At 38.9% G+C, this 16,835-nt stretch carries 15 protein-coding genes and 1 pseudogene; 5 read left to right on the top strand and 11 right to left on the bottom strand.

Annotation, left to right across the window (positions count from 1 at the left end):
- Positions 1 to 31 precede the first annotated feature (31 nt).
- The 8 genes and pseudogenes from V7K53_RS18490 to V7K53_RS18455 form a co-directional block, all read right to left on the bottom strand.
- Positions 32 to 1,213, bottom strand: coding sequence for a glycosyltransferase family 4 protein (locus V7K53_RS18490; protein WP_335198922.1), 1,182 nt, complete (start codon positions 1,211 to 1,213; stop codon positions 32 to 34).
- Positions 1,210 to 2,133 carry a glycosyltransferase family 2 protein gene (locus tag V7K53_RS18485; protein ID WP_335198921.1) on the bottom strand — a complete coding sequence of 308 codons (924 nt, stop codon included), beginning with the start codon at positions 2,131 to 2,133 and terminating at the stop codon, positions 1,210 to 1,212. Before V7K53_RS18485 ends, V7K53_RS18490 begins: the two co-directional genes overlap by 4 nt.
- Positions 2,130 to 3,746 carry a glycosyltransferase family 4 protein gene (locus V7K53_RS18480; RefSeq protein WP_335198920.1) on the bottom strand — a complete coding sequence of 539 codons (1,617 nt, stop codon included), beginning with the start codon at positions 3,744 to 3,746 and terminating at the stop codon, positions 2,130 to 2,132. Before V7K53_RS18480 ends, V7K53_RS18485 begins: the two co-directional genes overlap by 4 nt.
- Before the next feature lie 29 nt (positions 3,747 to 3,775).
- On the bottom strand, positions 3,776 to 5,449 hold the full coding sequence (locus V7K53_RS18475) for a methyltransferase domain-containing protein (RefSeq protein ID WP_335198919.1): 1,674 nt from the start codon (positions 5,447 to 5,449) through the stop codon (positions 3,776 to 3,778).
- Between the two features lie 71 nt (positions 5,450 to 5,520).
- Positions 5,521 to 7,356 (bottom strand): class I SAM-dependent methyltransferase, encoded by a 1,836-nt coding sequence (locus V7K53_RS18470; protein WP_335198918.1) that lies wholly within the window; start codon positions 7,354 to 7,356, stop codon positions 5,521 to 5,523.
- Entirely contained in the window at positions 7,349 to 8,662 is a 1,314-nt protein-coding gene (locus tag V7K53_RS18465; protein WP_335198917.1) for an ABC transporter ATP-binding protein, read from the bottom strand. Before V7K53_RS18465 ends, V7K53_RS18470 begins: the two co-directional genes overlap by 8 nt.
- Positions 8,663 to 8,830: 168 nt before the next feature.
- Complete coding sequence (locus V7K53_RS18460) at positions 8,831 to 9,679, bottom strand: ABC transporter permease (RefSeq protein WP_335198943.1); 849 nt, start codon at positions 9,677 to 9,679, stop codon at positions 8,831 to 8,833.
- A gap of 378 nt (positions 9,680 to 10,057) precedes the next feature.
- Positions 10,058 to 10,855: pseudogene (locus V7K53_RS18455) on the bottom strand (Uma2 family endonuclease).
- Between the two features lie 14 nt (positions 10,856 to 10,869).
- Between V7K53_RS18455 and V7K53_RS18450 the strand changes: the two are divergent.
- The 5 genes from V7K53_RS18450 to V7K53_RS18430 all read left to right on the top strand — a co-directional run bounded on the left by V7K53_RS18450 (position 10,870) and on the right by V7K53_RS18430 (position 14,031).
- Entirely contained in the window at positions 10,870 to 11,019 is a 150-nt protein-coding gene (locus V7K53_RS18450; RefSeq protein ID WP_335198916.1) for a hypothetical protein, read from the top strand.
- Between the two features lie 66 nt (positions 11,020 to 11,085).
- The gene (gene petP, locus V7K53_RS18445; protein WP_335198915.1) at positions 11,086 to 11,277 is read left to right on the top strand and encodes a cytochrome b6f subunit PetP; all 192 of its coding nucleotides are present in this window, start codon (positions 11,086 to 11,088) and stop codon (positions 11,275 to 11,277) included.
- 120 nt (positions 11,278 to 11,397) lie between these two features.
- Complete coding sequence (locus tag V7K53_RS18440; protein WP_335198914.1) at positions 11,398 to 12,498, top strand: Get3/ArsA fold putative tail anchor-mediating ATPase NosAFP; 1,101 nt, start codon at positions 11,398 to 11,400, stop codon at positions 12,496 to 12,498.
- Positions 12,499 to 12,591: 93 nt separating this feature from the next.
- A complete protein-coding gene (gene chlG / locus V7K53_RS18435; protein ID WP_335198913.1) occupies positions 12,592 to 13,638 on the top strand; it encodes a chlorophyll synthase ChlG in 1,047 nt (348 codons plus the stop codon).
- Positions 13,639 to 13,743: 105 nt separating this feature from the next.
- Complete coding sequence (locus V7K53_RS18430; protein ID WP_335198912.1) at positions 13,744 to 14,031, top strand: hypothetical protein; 288 nt, start codon at positions 13,744 to 13,746, stop codon at positions 14,029 to 14,031.
- Positions 14,032 to 14,152: 121 nt separating this feature from the next.
- Here V7K53_RS18430 and V7K53_RS18425 read toward each other — a convergent pair whose 3' ends face one another.
- The 3 genes from V7K53_RS18425 to V7K53_RS18415 form a co-directional block, all read right to left on the bottom strand.
- Positions 14,153 to 15,106 (bottom strand): MDR/zinc-dependent alcohol dehydrogenase-like family protein, encoded by a 954-nt coding sequence (locus V7K53_RS18425; protein WP_335198911.1) that lies wholly within the window; start codon positions 15,104 to 15,106, stop codon positions 14,153 to 14,155.
- A 95-nt stretch (positions 15,107 to 15,201) separates the two neighbouring features.
- The gene (locus V7K53_RS18420; RefSeq protein WP_335198910.1) at positions 15,202 to 15,774 is read right to left on the bottom strand and encodes a hypothetical protein; all 573 of its coding nucleotides are present in this window, start codon (positions 15,772 to 15,774) and stop codon (positions 15,202 to 15,204) included.
- A gap of 215 nt (positions 15,775 to 15,989) precedes the next feature.
- On the bottom strand, positions 15,990 to 16,796 hold the full coding sequence (locus V7K53_RS18415) for an inositol monophosphatase family protein (protein ID WP_335198908.1): 807 nt from the start codon (positions 16,794 to 16,796) through the stop codon (positions 15,990 to 15,992).
- Positions 16,797 to 16,835 lie beyond the last annotated feature (39 nt).

Raw genomic sequence — 16,835 nt, 5'->3', positions numbered from 1 at the left:
TTTATTGAAAATATTATTGAATATCTATGTCCTAGATATCGAAGTGCGGGATCTTGGCTTTAACCTCTTTTACAGAAGTTTTTTTAGGAAGTTCCAAAACATCTATATATGCTTGAATTACTTGGTTTGCTGTGTATGACCAGGCAAATTTTTTTGCTTGTTTTTGACTATTCATCTTCAAAATATCACGCAATTTACCATCGTTAAGTTTTACTAATTCTCTGACAATATCAGTTTCACTTGTAGGATCTACGTATAAAACTGCATCTTTGCCAACTTCAGGTAAACTCGTAGTATTAGAAGTTATAACAGCTGCGCCAAGACTCATTGCCTCTAAAACGGGCAATCCAAATCCTTCATAAATTGATGGATAAACAAATGCCCAACAATTTTTATATAGCCAGTTTAGTGTATCATCATCCACATACCCTAGTCTACGAATATGCTTAGTCAAGCCTATATTGACAATGAAACTTTCAAGATCGTCTTCTAACCATCCTTGTCCTCCTGCTAAAACCAAAGGTTTCGGATCGTTATAAATATCGATATATTTTTTATACGCCAACAAAGTCCGGCGTAAATTTTTCCTTGGTTCTAAAGTACCTACAGAAAGCCAAAAATTACCAGGTTCGAGGTCAGCAACCGGTTTTTCTTCATCACGATGTTGAAAACGACTTCCTAAATAGACTACACGAGTTCTTTCTATTGGAAAGTGGGGAAATATTTCCAGAAATCGTTGTCTAGAATATTCAGAAATAGCAATAATTAAGTCAGCTTGCATTGCTGCATTGAAAACACCATTAAAACAATTCCATCGGTTTTCCTCAGAAGTATATTCTGGATGATCGAGGAAACTCAGATCGTATAAAGTATAAACAAAACGAGCAGAAGTAAAACGAGGACATGAAAAGTTGTTCCCGTGAATAATATCTGGATTCCCTAATTTCTCTTCATCAATTGCTGCTGAAGTACTCCAAAAGTCTAGAGAATCATAATGTGAAAAATGGTCTAGTAGATGAGTACAATTACTTTTATAAAGACGGCACGTGCTAGTTCCATGTTCTGGATCCCAAAAAGTATTTCCAAATGCTGAGTAAAGCAAATACTCATTATTCTTGTCGCAGCTTACTAGGTGTTTTATAAGACTATCCGCAAAATATCCACATCCTGCCTTGGCTTTTCCAGTTTGACTAATATCAAAACCGATCCTCATAATCTTTTCAATAGTAAAACTAAATTTTTAATCAGAAATATGTTGGCAGCAATTAACCACCAAATCATCCTGACTGATGCATTAATTGAAATCGATTTTTTCCAATGATAAAATGACCACAGACTATTAAAAATTACTGCGTTCACAAAAATCATGTTTTGAATAGGTTTTGTTCTGTCTAACTTCCAAGTCTCTTCTATCTTTACGTGTGCGTAAGCAAAAATCCATTTATCTGGTACATTTCCAAATTTGGAATGCATCATATTATTTATTTCATAATGCACAGCTATCCGTTGACCCAGCGTTTTATTAGTCTTATATAAGCGGGAACCAGAAAGCTTGCGTGGTATATAATGAAATGGTGCATTCTTTGCATAACGAAGCCACAACTCATAGTCCATACAGTACTTGAGAGAATCATTCAAGTTGCCATATTTTTTAACTAGACTACGGCGAAAAAATACTGATGGTTGGCAGAGAAAACAAGTTTCGATTAAACGTTGATAATTCCAAGCCTCAGTCGGATAAGCTTCAATAATTCGGTCTTGTTCATCAATGTGATCGGCATCACCATATATAGCTTGTATATTGGGATAAGATTCAAAAATCTCTTTAATCGCCTGAAAAGTTCCTGGATAGTAAATATCATCAGAATTAATCCAAGCAATTATGTCACCTGTGGTCATACCGATACCTTTATTAACGGCATCTGCTTGTCCTTTATCAGGTTCTGAAACCCACTTTATGTACTTATCGTAATTTTTTAAGATTTCTACAGTCCCATCGGTACTAGCACCATCACAGACTACATACTCCATTTCTGTATCTGCCAATTGTTGAGATAGCACACTCTGTATAGTTCTTTCTATAAAACAACCCTGACCAAAAGAAGGTGTAATAACGCTAAATTTTAAGTTCACACCACACTCTCTAATGCTAAAATTGAACTAGATGACCCATCAACTAAGTTTACTCGACAATGGCGTACCATTAACCCAAGCCTACGTTGATCCGAGTTCAGATTTAGTTGACTAGGTTGAAAGCTAGGCGATATTTGCACTGTTACCACTTCACCTGTAGGCAAAAGTGGCCAAATAACTTTCTGTGATTCGCCCCGAAGGCAATTGTAAGAAGCTTTTCTCTGTTTAGTGCGTAATTTTATCGTGGCTTTAGAGGTTGGATAAAATTCAGGAGTTTCAAACAAAATCTCTAGAGTTCGCCCTGACAAACCTGGCTCTATGGAAATATGAAACTCAGGTGCTGACCAACCATCATCATAAATGCCAGAAATCATTGTTTGAATTAATGTCTTTTGATTTAAAGCCTCTTTTTGAAAAATACTTAAATATTGGTAAGCCATTTCCTTACCATCAAATAGCTCTAATCTTTGAAACCCTTTTTTGACCAGTTGTTCAACTAATAATTGATTACCGCTAATATTTGCCAAACATGATGCTATCTCATCTGGTTTTCGAGGATCGAAATAGATAACAGCATCTCCTCCAACTTCTGGTAAGCTAGCAGCATTACTAGATAATACTGGCTTACCAAATTTCATTGCCTCTAAAGTTGGAATCCCAAATCCTTCATATAATGAAGGGAAAATTAAACATTGACAACCTTGCCAAACAGCTGTTAATGCCTCTTGATTTAAAAATCCTAAAAAGAGGATATTTTCACTCAAGCCCATAAGGTCTACTGCTTCCTTTAAGTGATTTTCTTCATGTTCTAATGCACCTGTAAAAACTAAATCTAAAAGTGAATTTGGAAACTGTTTTTTATATATTCCATAGGCTGTTAACAAGATACGATGGTTTTTATGTGGCCAATAGTTAGCAGGATAAAATGCATATTTTCGTCCTGCTAAACCTATACTACTGAGATGCTCTATAACAGTGGTTTCATTTAATTCAACTAGGCGTTCATGAATAGAAATCGGTATAACAGCAAGTTTATCGGAGGGCGTTTTAAAATGCTTGATAAATGATTGGCGTGTAAAATCTGAAATGCAAATGATTTTTTGAGACTTATTAAGAAGCTCAACTATAAATTTTGTTCGATGTTGCTGTTCTTGAGCAGTAAAGAAAAATTGATAGTCTAAATGCTGTAAATCATAAGCAATAGCTACTAACGGAATATCTTTGTCAGCATATGTTGGTGCAGAGAAAGGACAGAATAGTAAATTAATCTTATTTTCTTTCAGGAAGGAGCTAGAGCCTATAAAGTTATTGAACTTAAAGTTAATTTTATTAACTATTTTTTTTACAAGTCTAGAGAAAAGCCCCAAATTATTTTTTTTTGATGTATCAATTGAATCAGGAACTAATAGTCGCTCCATCCTGTTAGTCTCGTATTGGGCTAATTCTAAATGATTCCAAGGAGCTGTAAGGAGTAAGAAATAATGATGAGGTGCTAATTCTTGAAATTGCTTTAGTAGGGTCAATACTAAAACTTTAGCGCCTCCATTTTCACCACCAGGTCGTAGAGGAGTTAAATCTATAGCAATTCTTAGAGATGGTTGTAATTCGCTCATATGGTAATTAATACATTTAATTTTTGAGTCTATAATTTGTATCCGACAACTGCATAATCTTGCGCTCCGTAAAAGTAATCATTAAATCGTTCAGCTACCTCAGAACCACTGAGCTTATAAGTTTCTGGGTAAGGGTGCAGATTGAGAATTTTTACTTGATGTAAACCTTGCGTTTCAAGAATAAATTTAATCATGGAGCTTGGCAAAGGATTATGATGCGTGGGATCGAAATAAAAATTACAACTACCAACTAATACATTTTGAGGATTAGGTGTTTCAAAAATGGCTAATCCACCAGGCTTAAGTATCCTGACTACTTCAGTGAAAAATTTCATTAACTTTGTAAAAGTTAGATGCTCAATAATATGAAAACCAGTTACCATTCCTAAGCTACTATCTGGTAAAGATTGTACATAAAGCATTACATCCGCTTCTATCACCTCAAATCCCCTGGAGCGGGATTGTTCTACCATTACTTTGTTGATATCCAGACCTCTGGCTGTATATCCAGATTCCTGTAGCAACTCCAGCCATTCACCACGCCCACAACCTACATCTAAAATTGGTGATTCATATGTGCCTATCTTTGCTTCCTCAATCAATGGCAAATAAACTTTTAATCTGTCTGATATTTCTTCCCGACTACCTCGAAACTGCTCTTCAAATGCAGCATAAAAGGCATCTAAAAAGTGCATATCTTCATTTACAAAGGTTTCTAACTCCTTTTGAGTAAAAGGTTCTGGTAAACGTTTTTTTGCATCTTCCAAAAACACTGTTATTAAACGCTTTTGCTGCATTAAGTCATTTTTGAGGTAACTATCGTTTCTGATGTAATACTCATTGATTTCTTGAATACGAGCATTTGCTGTATTTATACGATTATCTGTTGTAATTAATTGATCGCCTATTCTTTCAATACGAGCATCTACAATATTTTTATGCTCATCTATTTCTTGTACTAGACGATTCAGAGTATCCAAACGTTCTTGAACGCCAGTTAGCCAGTTGGTAATTAAAGTATGAATAGCATTTAAGCTGTCATCTATTCCTTGGATACTGTTATCCAGAGTAACTAAGCGCTCATCCAACCCTTGAAAGCGATTCTCTACAGCAATCAAGCGCCTATCTAATTGTTGTATGCTGTTATCCAGAGTAACTAAGCGCTCATCCAATCCTGGAAAACGATTATCCATAGCAATCAGGCGCTCATCTAGCCCTTGGATGCTGTTATTCATAGCAACCAGGCGCTCATCCAATCCTGGAAAGCGATTATCCATAGCAATCAGGCGCTTATCTAGCCCTTGGATGTTGTTATCCACTTGCGTTTTTAAAGTCGCAATGTGTTCCACTAGCTGGTGATTAAGTGCTACAGACTCTTTTAGAGAATTAATTATACTAAAATTGATTTCTCGTTGATCTTTAAAGAGAAAGTTCATGATTTTTAGAATAAGTTTTTGCAATTTACCACTTAAATTGAAAGGAAAAAGATTAAGCTTATCTGGCCACTTTGTACGGGCACTTGAACGAGATTCTGCATTTTCAATAAAAGTTTCAATATAACTAATACTTAACTTTAAGTTTGATGTGTCTAGATTAGATTGTGAATCTACTAACTGAGGATGAGCTTGATTTTTGCTAATATGCTCAACATTTTTATGTATTAATTCATCAATATTAGTTTCAGGATAATTGGATTCAATCATTTATTTATTACTTAACCTCAATTATTTCTTGATATGATTTTAATTTCTAGATTAGATATGGTATTTAATGCTTATATAACCCTGATTCCAATGTCCTCCATTAAACCAGTTGGTGCTACATCAAACCAGCGTACACCTTCCTGTACCAATGTAACTCTCAGGATATAGTTACCTTTTTGTGCTAAGGATCTAAGTTTAATTTTATACGTTTCTTTGGGTACTTTATTGAATAAATGTTTCAACACTATATCCTCAGAGCTATTTAAATGGGGAAATATCTTTGTTCGTTGTCCCTCAAAAACAATGTAATCGGTAGCTTGTTCATTCATCCAATGATACGAAATGTGAACTGGATGAGAACCATAACTATTAAGAGTAAATTCGCTAGAGTTTTCAATTTCTAATTTAATTTCAAATTCACTATCTGCATTTACTAGTTTTGGATGATCTTTCACAAATATCTTGATTTTTCCAGCAGAGATGGGTGGGATAGGGAACATTTGTAAGCTACTCTTCAGATGTTCCCGATTTATGGGTCGATGAGAAGCAACTACAAATAGACTAGTCGCTGCACCTATTTCTCTTGTAGAAAACTTTTTTACTAAACTTCCACCTGGATTCTGGGTATCACCAAACCATAAACATACATGGTTAAAGTATTTGCTTAATTGCTTTTTCAAAATCCTTGGCGATTGTTCATTAATATGCATTAGTAGCTCATATCTTGAGCGGGGCTGTGGTGGTAGGTAGGCACCAACAGAAGCAGCAATTTTCCTTTTACGTGGATATTCATATTTGTAATACCAAAGATTTGGAAAAGTATGCACAACAAATAATCCGTCTTGTTTAAGACTGTGGGCGACTTGCTGATAAAGCGCATCTAGTTCTTCAAAAGCTAAGTGTTCAATCACGTCAGAAGCTAGTGCTAGATCGTACTTATCTGGAAGTTGTACATTGCAGACATGATCGCAGATGAATTCTACGTTGGCTGCTAACTCAGCTTCTCCATTAAAACAATTTTTTGCTAGTTCAATGGCATTTGGTGAATAGTCAATAGATGTAACCGCAAAACCTTGACGGGCAAAATAGTAACTAAGTTCACCTCGCCCAGAACCAATGTCAAGTACTCGTCCTGATGCTTTCAAACTAGCGATCGCTGCTACAGATTGCAATCTTGGATCTTCTAGCTTCTTCCCTTGATTTTGTTTATAAGTATCAAATCCGCTACAGTCTTGAGTATAGTAGTGACTGGTATAACTTTGACGAATGTCTAGACTAGAATTAGTATTGTGGTGGTGTTCTTCAAGCTCACTTAAATAATTATTAGAAACTTTTATTAATAACTCTCCAGCATAACCTGGTATTACACCATACCAATCGAGCAAATCAGCATATCTAAATAAGAAATCACTAACTGCCATAAAGTTCTGCTGCGTCCACATGTATCCATCTACCAACACGTAGTGGGATTGCTTAATAGCAAGTTCCAAATCATGAAAGGAACCGTCTCCATTTTGTTGCCCATCAACATGAATGAGATCGTAGACATTACCAGGCAAGCGTTTCATTACCTGTGTATCAGCAATAATAAATTCAGTATTAAACTGCTTAGTAATTTCTTTTGCCCAATTAATTGCACCTTTGACACCACCAAAATCATTGGTATCTAAGTCAATACCAGTATATTTAGTATTAGGGTATCCATGTAGGAAAGCTGCGGCAGAATAACCAAAACGTACTCCTATTTCTAGGATATTAATAGGTTTTAATTCATGAGCGATCGCAGATTTGAGTTTGTAATAATCAATCCACTCATCAAAAAGATGTAACAAGGGATCTTCTGGATTAGTAGTTTTTCTAAAGTCATATTCTGTCTGTTTTGCCTGTTTAATGATAGAGTCAAACATAAGTATATTTATGAATAGAAATAGAAGGAGAAAGATTTACTATACCTGACCATAGTATTGAGTCTTTGTTTCTTAGAACTTTTAATGCGGCGATATTATGAGCATAAACTAATGTTCTCTGGAATAAACTTTCTCCAATTGCACTATCAGCTACACCAAATGTAATTGTATATTCACCCTCCATTAAAGGCACCTTAAACTTAAAGCAAATCTCCAGTAAAGTATCGCTTTCTACTCGACCTATTTTTTTTCCCATACATAGAGTATTGGTTTCAAAAATTACCTCACCTGTTCTTTCCCGTATTTTAAAACCAATATGGGGATCTTCAAAATACTGGGAAAATAAAACTCCTACGGAAATCTGTAATAACTGCTCACTAATTACAACTTTTATTTCTCGATCTGTTTCATCTAAAAACCTAACAAATTCTATGCTTACTTCTGGCGCATTAATAACTACTTCTTGTACTGATTCTGAGGTTATATCTAAAAATTCTTTATTTTCCTCGGAACTAACATAATTAGAATCTGGAAACATTTGAATTTCTACTGCTTCCGATCGTATATCTTTTTTTTGTAACAGTTTGGCTTCATATAAATCAATTACTTGCCTTGGTTTAGCATCCAACACTAAATTTCCTGCTTCCATAAATAAAGCTCTGTTACAGATTTTATGTACAACAGACGAATCATGGGAAACAAATAAAAGTGTTGTTCCCATACGTGTTAGATTTCTAATTCGCTCAAAACATTTCTGCTGAAAGTAAATATCTCCAACTGCTAGTGCTTCATCTACAATTAGAATGTCAGGATCAACACTTACTGCAACTGCAAATGCTAATCTCACGAACATACCACTTGAATAAGTTTTAACAGGCTGCTCAATAAAATCTCCGATATCTGCAAATTCCACTATCTCATTGTATTTGGCTTCAATTTCTTCACGACTTAACCCTAAAATTTGTCCATTGAAAAATACATTTTGTTTTCCAGTAAATTCAGGATTAAATCCGCTACCTAGTTCTAGTAAAGCTGAAACTCTGCCGTGAATCCAGACATTTCCTGTAGTTGGTGTCAAGGTTCTAGCAATGATTTGTAGTAATGTACTTTTACCGGAACCATTTTGACCAATAATTCCTAATTTCTCTCCTTTAGTAATTTCTAAGTTAATATCCCGCAATGCCCAAAATTCTTGAGCGTGGCTCTTAGCAGGCAGTAAAATTTCTTTGAGCTTATCTACCGGGCGAGCATAACGCTTGTAGCACTTTGAGATATTCTTCAGTGAAATTGCAATCTCCTCACCCATAACACTGCATACTTAAACTAATAACGAATTTCAGACGGTATAATTTTATCAATTAAAAATTAGTTACTTCATTATAATTTTGGCTTGTGGTTGAATTATATCGCTATCTACTATACAGTTCACGTTAGCATTTGCTTGTTTTAAGAGCGGTTGACTAATGAACCTTAACTACAACACATCGGCAAAGGCTGGACGCAAATGCTTGTACACTGTAAAACCACAACAAAATATAATTGTTGCTATGACACAAGCAACTGCCCATTCACCCCAGTGCTTTACTTCTCCAACTAAAACTATGTCACGATAAACTTCTGCGATCGCTGCCATTGGATTTAACCAGAATACCAAACTCCGCCATTCCTCTGGGACTGCTGATACTGGATAGACAAGCGGTGTTGCATAAAACCAAATATTTAAAATTACTCCTAAAGTCTGCGGGATATCTCGCAAAAATACAGTTAGTCCGGCTGTTAAATAGCCCAACCCTGCTGTTAGCAATAACTGTGTTAACCAGATCAAGGGTAATAGCGCCAAGCTAGTATGTAAAGTATGAGCATTGATCGCCACGAAAAAAATCAATGCCATTAAACCAAAGGAACTCTCAATGAATGTTGACAAAATTGGCACTAAGGGTAATAAACTTAAAGGAAATACCACCTTCTTGACTAAATTTGGTTGTCCTAGTACCGAATTAGCGGACTGCGTGAGACCACCCGTAAAAGCAATCCAAGGAAGTAAGCCTGCAAATAGCCACAAACCAAAGGTAAAATCATTCTCTGGTAAACCCTTGAGAGTAGTCAGCTTCACCTTCAACACAGTGGAAAATACATAAGTATAAATCAGTAACTGGGATAGCTGATTTAGCAAAGGCCACAAGTTACCTAAAATAGAACCCTTGTAACGTGCCTCTAAATCTCGGCGTACTAGAGTTCTTAGTAAGTCGAACTTCACCCACAACTGTTCATCTATGGGCAAGATTCGCCTCAATCTCCCTACATTACGTACAATTCCCCGCATTGTCGGCAACAATTTTTGCTTCCTCGCTCACTACTCACTATCCGCTCACCTAATTGCTCTCACTCAAGCCTATTATATTTATGAAAGTTCCTTTTTCCGGGACTTTCAAATAGAAAAAATATCCAACTATTTCTTGTGAGGTGCGTGTCTTACCCGCCTTTGGTTAAATGTGGGTAGGCAGGATGCTCACCTCATAAGATTGGATAATTTATTTGTTGGAAATCTCTTCAGTGCTTTTAGCATCTATCATCACTAGAGAATTTTATCCAAATTATCTTGGCAATTATACAATAAATAGGATATTGTCAAATGTATTTTTACTACAAATATAACGTCTGTTTGTCAGGCTCTTTCTTTGTTAAGGATGCGAGTTTTTGCTTAACTCAAGTTATCTGGCTCAATTCCTTGCGATCGCAAATACTCTGCTAATCGATCAGCCCGTTGGCGTTCCTGTTCAGCCCGTTGATGTTCTTGTTCAGCCCGTTGATTTTCCTGTTCAGCCCGTTGGCGTTCCTGTTCAGCTTGTTCTCTTCGAGTCGGCACCCAACCCGCAGAATTATACCAACGCAGCCACAAACCTGTTGTCTGCTGATAACTACCTTGCCAAAGACCCAATCCTAGCTCTAACTCTTCTAACCATAGGCGGTTCTCTGGTAAAGATATTGCTTCGTAACGAGTGCCATTGAGTTTAAAGGCACGCAAATGGTTTTCATAGCGATCGTAGATAACGTAGTAGGGAACCCGTAAAATCTGTTCATATATTTCCCACTTCGTTGGGCGTCAGTTTACTTCCTGCAGTGTTTTTCCTAAGTCTTCTTGTTCCGTACCAGGCGAAAGTAATTCAACTACTAAAAATGGATCAATTCCTTCTTGCCAAATAACGTAACTTAAGCGCAGGTCTTGCTGTTGGCTAGCACTAGGTAATCCTAAAACCATGTACCAATCAGGACGCTTGTACCACAAAGGATGGCGCGGATCGTAGTAAAGATTTAAGTCGCTAGCAAGTAAAATTTCCTCAGATGGATAAGCAAGAGGCTGACAAGTCTCACTGAGCAAATCTGCCTGAATTCGGTGAAATTCATCTGGCAAACCTGATTCCCCCACTAATTCACTGGGTAAATCATACATCGTAGGCATTGTTTCTTGTGGCGGACGAGGTGGATCTGTTTGATACATGACTACTACCTTGGTTGCTTAACTCAAGCTATCTGGATGAACCTCTAACGATCGCAAATGTTCCACTAGCACTAATCTTTGCGATCGCACCTGTTGTTAATTTTAAGTTCTTAGGTCAGAAAGTAGGAGTTACGATTCTCTCCCTCACTCCTCATCTCCACTGAATTTATGAGAGCAGAGTCACGGATTCCGCTACACTGAGACTTGGTTTATCTGAATTGTAATCAGGCATGGAAATCGGACAAAAGGTTAAAGTCTTTCGTTTGCGCGATCGCGTTTCTCCCCCAGTTGTAAAAAAACTCGGACAAGTGGGTATTATCCAAGGCTACAAAGTCACCGATGGTGGTGGTATCGGTGTTGTGCTGCTGTTTGAGGATAATTATTCCACTTGGTTTTTTGAAGATGAAATCAAACCTGTGTAGTAGAAAAGAACTCAGATCCAAGTTTTTCTTGGTATCTGAAATTTTAAGCACAGGTTGAGAGTCTTTGTTGAGTGCTAAGTTGGAGTTGAAAAGATCGGCGGTGAAAATAGGAATCAACTAATGGCTCTAATATTGACATTTTTGGGCAAAGGCGGCACCGCTCGTACCAAAATTGCGATCGCCGCCGCCAAATTATTGGCAAGTCAAGGCAAGCGCGTACTCCTAGCTGGACAAGCAGAACCAACATTGCAGATCCTGCTGGGCACTCCCATTGCTGCCGATCCCCAGGAAATCGCTCCCAATTTGCAAGTAGTCCAGTTTCAAGCATCTGTACTACTAGAACGCAATTGGGACGAAGTGAAGAAACTTGAGGCGCAATATCTCCGCACACCCATCTTCAAAGACGTTTTTGGTCAAGAACTGGTAGTCTTGCCGGGGATGGATAATGCCCTGGCACTGAATGCTATCCGCGAATATGATGCCAGTGGCAAATATGATGCGATCGTCTACGATGGCACGGGCGACTCTTTAACGCTGCGAATGTTGGGTTTGCCAGAATCTCTGAGTTGGTATGTCCGGCGATTTCGGCAATTATTTGTCAACTCCGATTTGGGGAAGACGATTACTGAATCACCCTTGATTCAACCGCTGATTAGCAGTTTTTTCAATGTCAACTGGACAGCAGATAACTTTGCCGCTCCCACTAACCAAGTCAATAATTTCTTAGAAAAGGGGAGAGCCGCTTTGGCAGATCCCAAGCGTCTCGCTGCTTTCTTAGTGACTACAGGAGATCCGATTGAGGTGGCAAATGCTCGTTATTTATGGGGTAGCGCTCAACAAATCGGTTTAACTGTTGGTGGTGTTCTGCTTGTGTCTAACGGGACAAATGTCAACCTGGCAGAGGAATTTATACCCCTCCCTGTGAGCGTCGTTCCCAACTCGCCCACGGTTGATTGGCAACCACTGATAGACGCTCTACCAAACTTTGAAGCACAAGCTTTACAGGCTCCCAAACCGATTGAAATAGACATCCACAATCGTCAAGTACGCTTATTCTTGCCAGGATTTGACAAAAAGCAGGTCAAACTTACCCAATATGGGCCAGAAGTCACGGTAGAAGCAGGAGATCAGCGGCGCAATATACCCTTACCCCCGACTCTGAGTGGCAGACCCGTTGCTGGAGCAAAGTTTCAGAATAATTATTTGATAATTTCGTTTTAATTTAGTTAGGAGTTAGGAGTGACGAGTTAGGAATAAAACAATAATTCATAACTTTTAACTCCTAACTCCTCACTCTAAAAAAAAATACGCTTTATGTCAGAATCAACTCCCATTACCCCAGACCCTAACCCGTCTGAAACACTAGACTCAGTGGCAAATAATCTCAATGAGCAAGCGCTCGCGTCTGCCGATCGCAATGCGAAAACTAGGCAGATGTTGGGGATGAAAGGTGCAGCATCTGGAGAAACTTCGATTTGGAAAATTCGTTTACAGCTAATGAAGCCCATCACCTGGATTCCCCTAATTTGGGGTGTAGTCTGTGGTGCGGCTTCTTCTGGTAACTATACTTGGACGCTGGAAAATGTCTTGAAGGTAGCAGCCTGTATGTTACTGGCTGGGCCATTGATGACAGGTTACACTCAAATTCTCAATGATTACTACGATCGCGAAATCGATGCCATCAATGAACCCTATCGCCCGATTCCCTCTGGTGCAATTCCCCTACCCCAGGTAATTATTCAGATTTGGGTATTACTGATTGCTGGGATTGCTTTGGCATTTGCGCTAGATGTGTGGTCTGGTCATGAATTCCCGACTATTACAGCGATCGCGATTATCGGTTCTTTCATTGCCTATATTTATTCTGCGCCTCCCCTGAAACTCAAGCAAAACGGCTGGTTAGGCAGCTACGCTTTGGGTGCAAGTTATATCACCCTACCTTGGTCTACAGGACATGCTTTATTTGGCGATCTCAATTCCACAATTGTGATTTTGACAATGTTCTACAGCTTGGCTGGATTGGGTATTGCCATTGTCAATGACTTCAAGAGTGTAGAAGGCGATCGCCAGTTAGGATTAAATTCACTACCTGTAATGTTTGGCATCACCACAGCAGCATGGATTTGTGTAGTGACAATTGATGTCTTTCAAGGATTGATTGCGGCTTATCTTGTCAGCATCCACGAGAATTTGTATGCAGCAATACTAGTACTGTTAATCATCCCGCAAATTACCTTGCAGGATATGTATTTCCTACGCGATCCCGTGAAAAATGATGTTAAGTACCAAGCCAGCGCCCAACCTTTCCTTGTTCTGGGAATGCTAGTAACAGGTTTAGCTCTGGGTCATGCTGGCGTTTAACTTATACTTCTGGAAAAGTCAGGAATTAGGAGTAAAACCGGAGACGCCTCGCCTCCGGTTAAGAGGTAATATACTTTTAATTCCTAATTTGTATCAGGACATAACGTGTTTAAACTGATATCTTTCCTCATTCATGGGATTCAACCTTTGTTAATTCCGATTTGTTTTATCGGTGCTTGGACTGTAACTATTCTCGTTGTTTTGAGTCTCTGGGCAGCGGCGCGAGATAGTGTAACTACAGCCAAGCAAATGCATCAAATCCCCTGTACTGGTTGCCAATTTTTTACTGATAATTACCGTCTTAAATGTACTGTACGCCCATCTATTGCAAATACAGAAGAAGCGATTCATTGTTCTGACTATCAACCGAAGACGAATCCTTATCTGTATTAGTTAGGGAGTAGGTATTAGGGACTGGGGAGTGGCGAGAGACTGGTTAGAAAATAAGGCAGATGAGAGAGCAGGTGGCACAGAAGCAGAGGGAAAATAACTAATGACAAATGACAAATGACAATTAACTAATCTCTAACAATATCTTTAAAACACCCCGACTCTGAGCGTGTTCAAAAGCTGCAAGCCCTTCAATAAGAGGATAGGTGGCATGAATCAGGGGTTGCACGTCAACTTTTCCTGTGGCTAGTAGCTGGAGAGCCGGAGTAAAGGGGCCACAACGGGAGCCGATGAGGGTGATTTCATCTACTACTAAAGAAGAAGCATCTAGACTGAGGTTGCCAGCATAAGTACTTTTCAGTACAAGAGTACCACGAGGACGTAAGGCGCGGCGGGCGATCGCAAATCCTTCTGGGTTGCCAGTGCATTCTACTGAGATATCGAAATATCCATCTGTAACAGCATCAACCAGACTCGTTTTTATCCCCCGTGCTTCTAAGTTAGCCAGTTTGTCTCGATGACGCCCCACAGCTACGAGTTCACAGCCTGTTAGAGCTAGTGTCTGAGCTACTAACTGCCCTAGTTTGCCATCTCCAACCACTAGCACCCGATGGTTTGGATGCAATGGCACTTGCTGCTGAATTTCCAAAGCTGCTGCTATAGGTTCAGTAAATGTTGCTACTTCTGTCGGCACATTATCGGGTACTAAATGCAGGTTCTCCACCGGCAAACAAAGATATTCACTAAAGGCTCCGTTGCGGTTGACAATACCTAGAACTGTACGATTTTCACAGTGAGTTGGTTGTCCACTACGACAAAACCGACAATGCCCACACACAGCGTTGATTTCTCCAACTACGCGTTGGTTAACTAAATGTTCTGGCCCTTGTTCGACAATGCCGACAAATTCATGCCCTAAAATACCAGTGTAGGGATAGTAGCCTCTAAGTAGTTCCAAATCAGTGTTACAGATACCTGCACGCAAGACGCGTACCAAGGCTTCTCCTGGTGGCGGTTCAGGAACGGGAATATCTGTGCGTAATTGCAACTGCTTATTTTCGAGCCAAAGTCCTTTCATTTCTATTCACGTCCTTTACCTAATTATGTTGTCATAATCACTTTGAAAAATGTTTACAAATATAGGGGCATACATCTGTAACCCCATATCCATACCTATGTCTCTGTAGAAGGTATTTCTTTAATTTTAGTTACATCAACTTTGCTTAACCAAGTAACTAAATCGTCTGAGCCAAGTGCAATCTCACTTCCCAAGGTTTTGATATAGAGAAGTCCGTCACTGATAATTAAATCTCTAATTGGATACCATGAATCTCGTGTTCTAATCAGAAGTTCTAACGGAATCCCCGATCTTGAACTATGCTTGCAATATTTCCACCAGGCTCGCCATAGAATGACACATTTAGTACAGTTCATTTGATAGCCTTTGGGAACTTCGCAGTATTGATACTGATAGAAACCCCGACTATCTACCTCTCCTTTGAGGATATAACTATATTCTGCTAATGCCTGATTTATCAATTCCCACTGGGTTGATTTTGGAGAAATCGAGAATTCAGATAAGGTGTTAGATAGTTGAACAGTGGCAATTACGCCTTCAGATTTTGCTGTCAGTTGGTTGATTTTATACACTGTTTGCGCTGTCAAAACAGGATTTGACAACAAAACATCTTTTTTCTGAATAGAGTTTTGCACAAACTCTCGAATTAAATCTAGATTAGACAACATAAAATTTTTATACTAAATTAACCAGTGTAATGAAAGTCACAACACTACTTAAATTAATAACTACACTGGTTTTGCACTTAAATCAGGATTATTACCAGCTTTATTTATACTCAATTCTTTGTTGAACTAGGGTTTTGTTAAGTTTAATATCGGTTATGCTGTTGTCCACTAGGCTGGTTAACAAAATCACTGTTTCCAGTTTAACGAGCTGCAAATTAAATTTTTACGCTTTCGAGAAAAGGTTGAAATACCGGAATTAATTCGGGACGACTAACCACAAGGGTGGGAAAAGAGCGATCGCTATAATCTTCTCCCGGTGACAATGGAAACGGCTCTGACTTCAGCGAAGCCCAGACTCCACCAGCAGCTTGGACAATTACCCAAGCTCCGGCTAAGTCCCAAACTTTTGGTGTCGCCTCAATCCCACCGAGAGTAGCCCCAGTGGCAACTGTCAAAAAATTATAGCTAGCTACACCCAACATCCGAATTTTGCAGGGAAAGCCGTTTTTGATAGCTGCGGTGCTACGGGAACAGAGGTTAAAAAAGTGATTGTTGCTGGGACTATCTATACTAGTGTGGATGGGGTGGTGGTTGAGAAATGCTCCTGTTGGAGTTGCTAAACCAGATGAACCTGCCCAAAAACCATGAAAAGCTTGATTCAAGGTTGGTGCGTAAACATAACCAAAAATGGGTGTACCTCGATACAGTAAACCCAGAGATATTGTCCAGATGGGAATGCCGCGTGTGAAGTTGGTTGTACCATCGAGAGGGTCAATTACCCAGCACCACTCAGTACCGGGAAATGACTGATCGCTCTCTTCGCTCAAAATGCCGTAACCAGAGAAATTAGAAGCGATCGCATCCCGAATTTCCTGATCTGCCCATTTATCTGCTTGCGTCACCAAACTACCATCAGCTTTTTGGGAAGCCTGTACTTGCCCAAAATCTTGCATTAGCTGCTTACCCACTCTGGTAGTGGTCGTTTGGGCAAAATCAAGAATTGTTGTCCAAAAATCATTCATTGGTTAATTCTCGCGCAAAGGGGTTTTTGAGCGGCGATT

Source organism: Nostoc sp. (assembly GCF_036917355.1).
Taxonomy (GTDB): domain Bacteria; phylum Cyanobacteriota; class Cyanobacteriia; order Cyanobacteriales; family Nostocaceae; genus Nostoc.
This window is presented reverse-complemented; position numbering and strand designations above follow the sequence as displayed.